Source organism: Dehalococcoidales bacterium (genome assembly GCA_030698765.1).
GTDB lineage: Bacteria > Chloroflexota > Dehalococcoidia > Dehalococcoidales > UBA2162 > JAUYMF01.
Window position 1 is genome coordinate 1 of record JAUYMF010000018.1, and the last position, 3,406, is coordinate 3,406.

A 3,406-nucleotide genomic window follows, 5' to 3' on the forward strand; every position below is an offset into this window, starting at 1 on the left:
CAAGATTTTCATTGGTGAACCTTACGAAGTGGATTCCGAAGCTTCAGAGATACTGGACATCAAGCCGGACTACCTCGATTTAATCAGTGAAGCCAAAAAGGGGTTCGAAAGCTGAGTTCCCATTATAGGCAAGTGATCTCCTGACAGAAAGGATACCGCTAATACTTAATACTAAACCGTGAATACCCGCCGCCATATTCTGACCAGTCGGCGGTAACTCTTTCCACGCTGGCTCCGGGCGGCCCGACTTTAAGGTAACCGATCAACTCTTCCAGTCGCCCTCTCTCTCCCTCAGCCTGGACCTCAACCGCTTTGCCATCAGGCAAGTTACACACGTAACCGGTGATGCCCAGCTCCTCGGCATGACTGGAGACGAAGGCACGGAAGTAGACGCCCTGAACACGACCGTACACTATCACCCTGACCGAGGCTAATTCAGCCATCGTAAACCTATCCCGGAATAAACCTTGCCCGAATAAACCTTGCCCGTAAGGAAGATTCGTTGTTAACAATCCCGTCAGGCAACGCCGGATGTCGCTCCGGAGGTAAGTGCTGAACCATCCTCATCCCGCGGGCAAACTTCACTCCGGAAAGCGGCTATCTGCCCTGGTCATCTTCTTCCCGTTCCTTCTTCCCTTTCTTGACTACTTCCACGGTAGTCGGAGGTTGCAGGACATTGGTCGTCGGAATCTTCCTGGCATCCTTTTTCGGTTTCTTTGATTCTCGCTGTCGGTAATCTCTTTTCCCCATAATAACACCTCTACAGAATGTCGGATGACCGGTACTGTCAATTGAAGTTTAACAAAGAGGGACTACTGTGTAAAGTCGGCGGAGAGATGTTCCAAGGCCAGGCGGGCAGCTTCTGCCTCTGCCGCTTTCTTGCTCTTACCTGAGCCACTGCCCAACACCGTTTCCCCCAGTCTCACCTCAACGGTGAACCACCTGTCATGGTCCGGCCCTGCCGTTGCAACTACATGGTAGGTGGGCGCCGTCTGTTTCCCGGCCTGGGTCAGCTCTTGAAGCTCTGATTTATAGTCAACTCCGGCAGCCTGACCAACCGCCTTTTGCAGCTCGGGATCAAGTAATCTCAGGATAAAGCCCCCGGTGACGGCTGGCCCCTGGTCAAGAAAGATAGCGCCGATTACCGCTTCCAGTCCGGCGGCCAGATTAGCCGGCTTTGACCGGCCGCCGCTTGCCTCCTCACCCTTCCCCAGGTAAAGGTAGTCACCGAGGCTAATTGATTTCGCTATACGGGACAGTGTTTCCCGCCGGACCAGAGCGGCGCGAAGCCTGGTCATCTCTCCTTCAGTATAGTCGGGGAAGTCACAATACAGCCTTTCAGCAACAACCAGACCCAAAACGGCATCCCCCAGAAATTCCAGTCTCTCATTAGAAGCCCGCACAAAGCCGGGGTTCTCATTAAAGTAAGAGCTGTGAACCAGGGCCTGCTCCAGCAAGCCCACCTCATCAAAGGAGATGCCCAGCGCCTGCTGGAAAATTGACAAATCAGCCAAAGCCGGACTCCTCTCAGTAATAACTAAATTCAGCATAGCCACTCACGCCTGCCGTGTCAAATAATGCCCTGAAGACAGAGGTGAGTGACTCGGAACTTAAGTTGTATTATAATACCCCTGTATCCTCCGGCAAGCTGCCTCAAGAAACGACAAGTGTCATATACGCGCCGCGGCTGAAGGAGAGAGAAGGTTAACCGTCATCGGATATCGATTCTGTAGACGATAAAGGGGTAGAGTAATGGCTAACGCGGTCATCGTAACTGATATGCTCAGGGGTTTCCTGGAAGAAGGTTATCCCCTGTACTGTGGCGAGGGAGCGCGCCGCATCATCCCAAATATCCAGCGTCTGCTGGAGCGGGAGCTGACGCAAGGTTCCAAGATATTCTTTATCTGCGACCACCATGACCCTGATGACCTTGAGTTCAATATGTTCCCTCCTCACTGCATCGAGGGCACCATTGAAGCCGAAGTCATCCCTGAATTAGCCGCCTATCCCGGCGAGATAATACCCAAAAAGCGCTACAGCGGTTTTTTCGGTACCTCCCTGGAAGAGAAGCTCAAGCAACTGAAACCGGAGAAACTGATTATCTGCGGCGTACTGACCAATATCTGCGTCCTGCACACCACCGCCGATGCCCGCAACCGCGATTACCAGGTGGAGGTGCCGGTGGACTGCGTAGCTTCACCCGACGAGGCGGCACACCGCTTCGCCCTCGACCACATGGAGAAGGTACTGGGAGCAAAATTGACCGGTACAGGAGGAAAGCGGTAATGACTCCTCGATTCGAACCCGCTGAAGCTGTTCTTTCCGGAGAGACGGCCGATATTTACTTCGCTCATACCATGGAAGTCCTGCGCCGTGAAGGGCTCGATCCGGTAGTAACCATGGAAGTATTCACCAGCCGGGCCGGAGTGCTCAGCGGCATGGAGGAGGTCAAGGCTCTACTGGCCCGGGTACTGCCTGAAGGTAAACACGAGGTCTGGGCGCTGGACGAAGGGGAGACCATGGCACAGAGAGAAGTGGTACTGCGTATTACCGCCCCCTACCGGAGCTACGGCTTGTACGAAACGGCGATAGATGGCTACCTGTCCCACTCCAGCGGCTGGGCAACCGCCGCCCGGGAATGCGTGACCGCGGCCGGAGGGATACCTGTTATCAGTTTCGGCGCCCGCCACGTTCATCCTTCGGTAGCCGGAATAATGGACTACTCAGCCATTATCGGGGGTTGTAGCGGCTGCTCCAGCATCGCCGGCGCCAGGCTGGCAGGTATCAGACCATCGGGGACAATGCCCCACTCCCTGATAATCATTATGGGAGATACCGTCCGGGCAACCCTCGCCTTTGACAAACACATGCCACCGGAAGTGCTCCGGGTATCGCTGGTCGATACCTTCAAGGATGAAGCCGAGGAAAGCCTGCGCGTAGCTGAGGCGCTGGGAGAGAAGCTTAACAGCATCCGGCTGGATACTCCCGCGGAAAGGGGCCGCGTCACCGCCGACCTGGTCAAAGAGGTGAGAGCCAGACTGGACATGGCCGGATTCAAACACGTCAGAATCTTCGTCAGCGGCGGTCTCGACCCGGAACGGATCACCTATTTTATCGAAAGTGGGGCTCCGGTTGATGGCTTTGGTGTCGGCAGCTATATCAGTGGAGCCCGGCCGATTGACTTCACCGCCGACCCTCATGAGGTGGAAGGCAAGCCGGTTGCCAAGAGGGGACGAATCCCCGGCATCACTCACAACCCCAGGCTCAAGCGCATCATGTAATGAGTTCCTTAGCAGTTCCGGCCAGAACCGCTTCTCAGTTCCTGGGACTTTGTCAAAGACAACTCAACGCCAAAGGCAAGCAGAATCAAATATCGCACAAAGTATAAAATAGTTTAAAAGGGGCT

At 54.8% G+C, this 3,406-nt stretch carries 5 protein-coding genes; 2 read left to right on the top strand and 3 right to left on the bottom strand.

Translation table 11 applies throughout. The annotated features are described in order from the left end of the window. Positions 1-158 precede the first annotated feature (158 nt). The 3 genes from Q8Q07_00630 to rnc all read right to left on the bottom strand — a co-directional run bounded on the left by Q8Q07_00630 (position 159) and on the right by rnc (position 1,514). Positions 159-443 (bottom strand): acylphosphatase, encoded by a 285-nt coding sequence (locus Q8Q07_00630; protein MDP3878798.1) that lies wholly within the window; start codon positions 441-443, stop codon positions 159-161. A gap of 154 nt (positions 444-597) precedes the next feature. Next, positions 598-750 (bottom strand): hypothetical protein, encoded by a 153-nt coding sequence (locus Q8Q07_00635; protein ID MDP3878799.1) that lies wholly within the window; start codon positions 748-750, stop codon positions 598-600. 62 nt (positions 751-812) lie between these two features. Beyond that, positions 813-1,514 carry a ribonuclease III gene (gene rnc / locus Q8Q07_00640; protein ID MDP3878800.1) on the bottom strand — a complete coding sequence of 234 codons (702 nt, stop codon included), beginning with the start codon at positions 1,512-1,514 and terminating at the stop codon, positions 813-815. 238 nt (positions 1,515-1,752) lie between these two features. Here rnc and Q8Q07_00645 point away from each other — a divergent pair, with 238 nt between their 5' ends. Both Q8Q07_00645 and Q8Q07_00650 read left to right on the top strand, forming a co-directional pair. After that, positions 1,753-2,286 carry an isochorismatase family cysteine hydrolase gene (locus tag Q8Q07_00645; GenBank protein MDP3878801.1) on the top strand — a complete coding sequence of 178 codons (534 nt, stop codon included), beginning with the start codon at positions 1,753-1,755 and terminating at the stop codon, positions 2,284-2,286. After that, positions 2,286-3,281, top strand: a complete 996-nt coding sequence (locus tag Q8Q07_00650) for a nicotinate phosphoribosyltransferase (protein ID MDP3878802.1) — start codon at positions 2,286-2,288, stop codon at positions 3,279-3,281. Before Q8Q07_00645 ends, Q8Q07_00650 begins: the two co-directional genes overlap by 1 nt. Positions 3,282-3,406 lie beyond the last annotated feature (125 nt).

Bases quoted from the DNA above. Each gene is read 5' to 3' on its own strand.
- Q8Q07_00630 (MDP3878798.1), bottom strand. From the start codon at position 443: ATGGCTGAATTAGCCTCGGTCAGGGTGATAGTGTACGGTCGTGTTCAG.
- Q8Q07_00645 (MDP3878801.1), top strand. From the start codon at position 1,753: ATGGCTAACGCGGTCATCGTAACTGATATGCTCAGGGGTTTCCTGGAA.
- Q8Q07_00650 (MDP3878802.1), top strand. From the start codon at position 2,286: ATGACTCCTCGATTCGAACCCGCTGAAGCTGTTCTTTCCGGAGAGACG.
- Q8Q07_00635 (MDP3878799.1), bottom strand. From the start codon at position 750: ATGGGGAAAAGAGATTACCGACAGCGAGAATCAAAGAAACCGAAAAAG.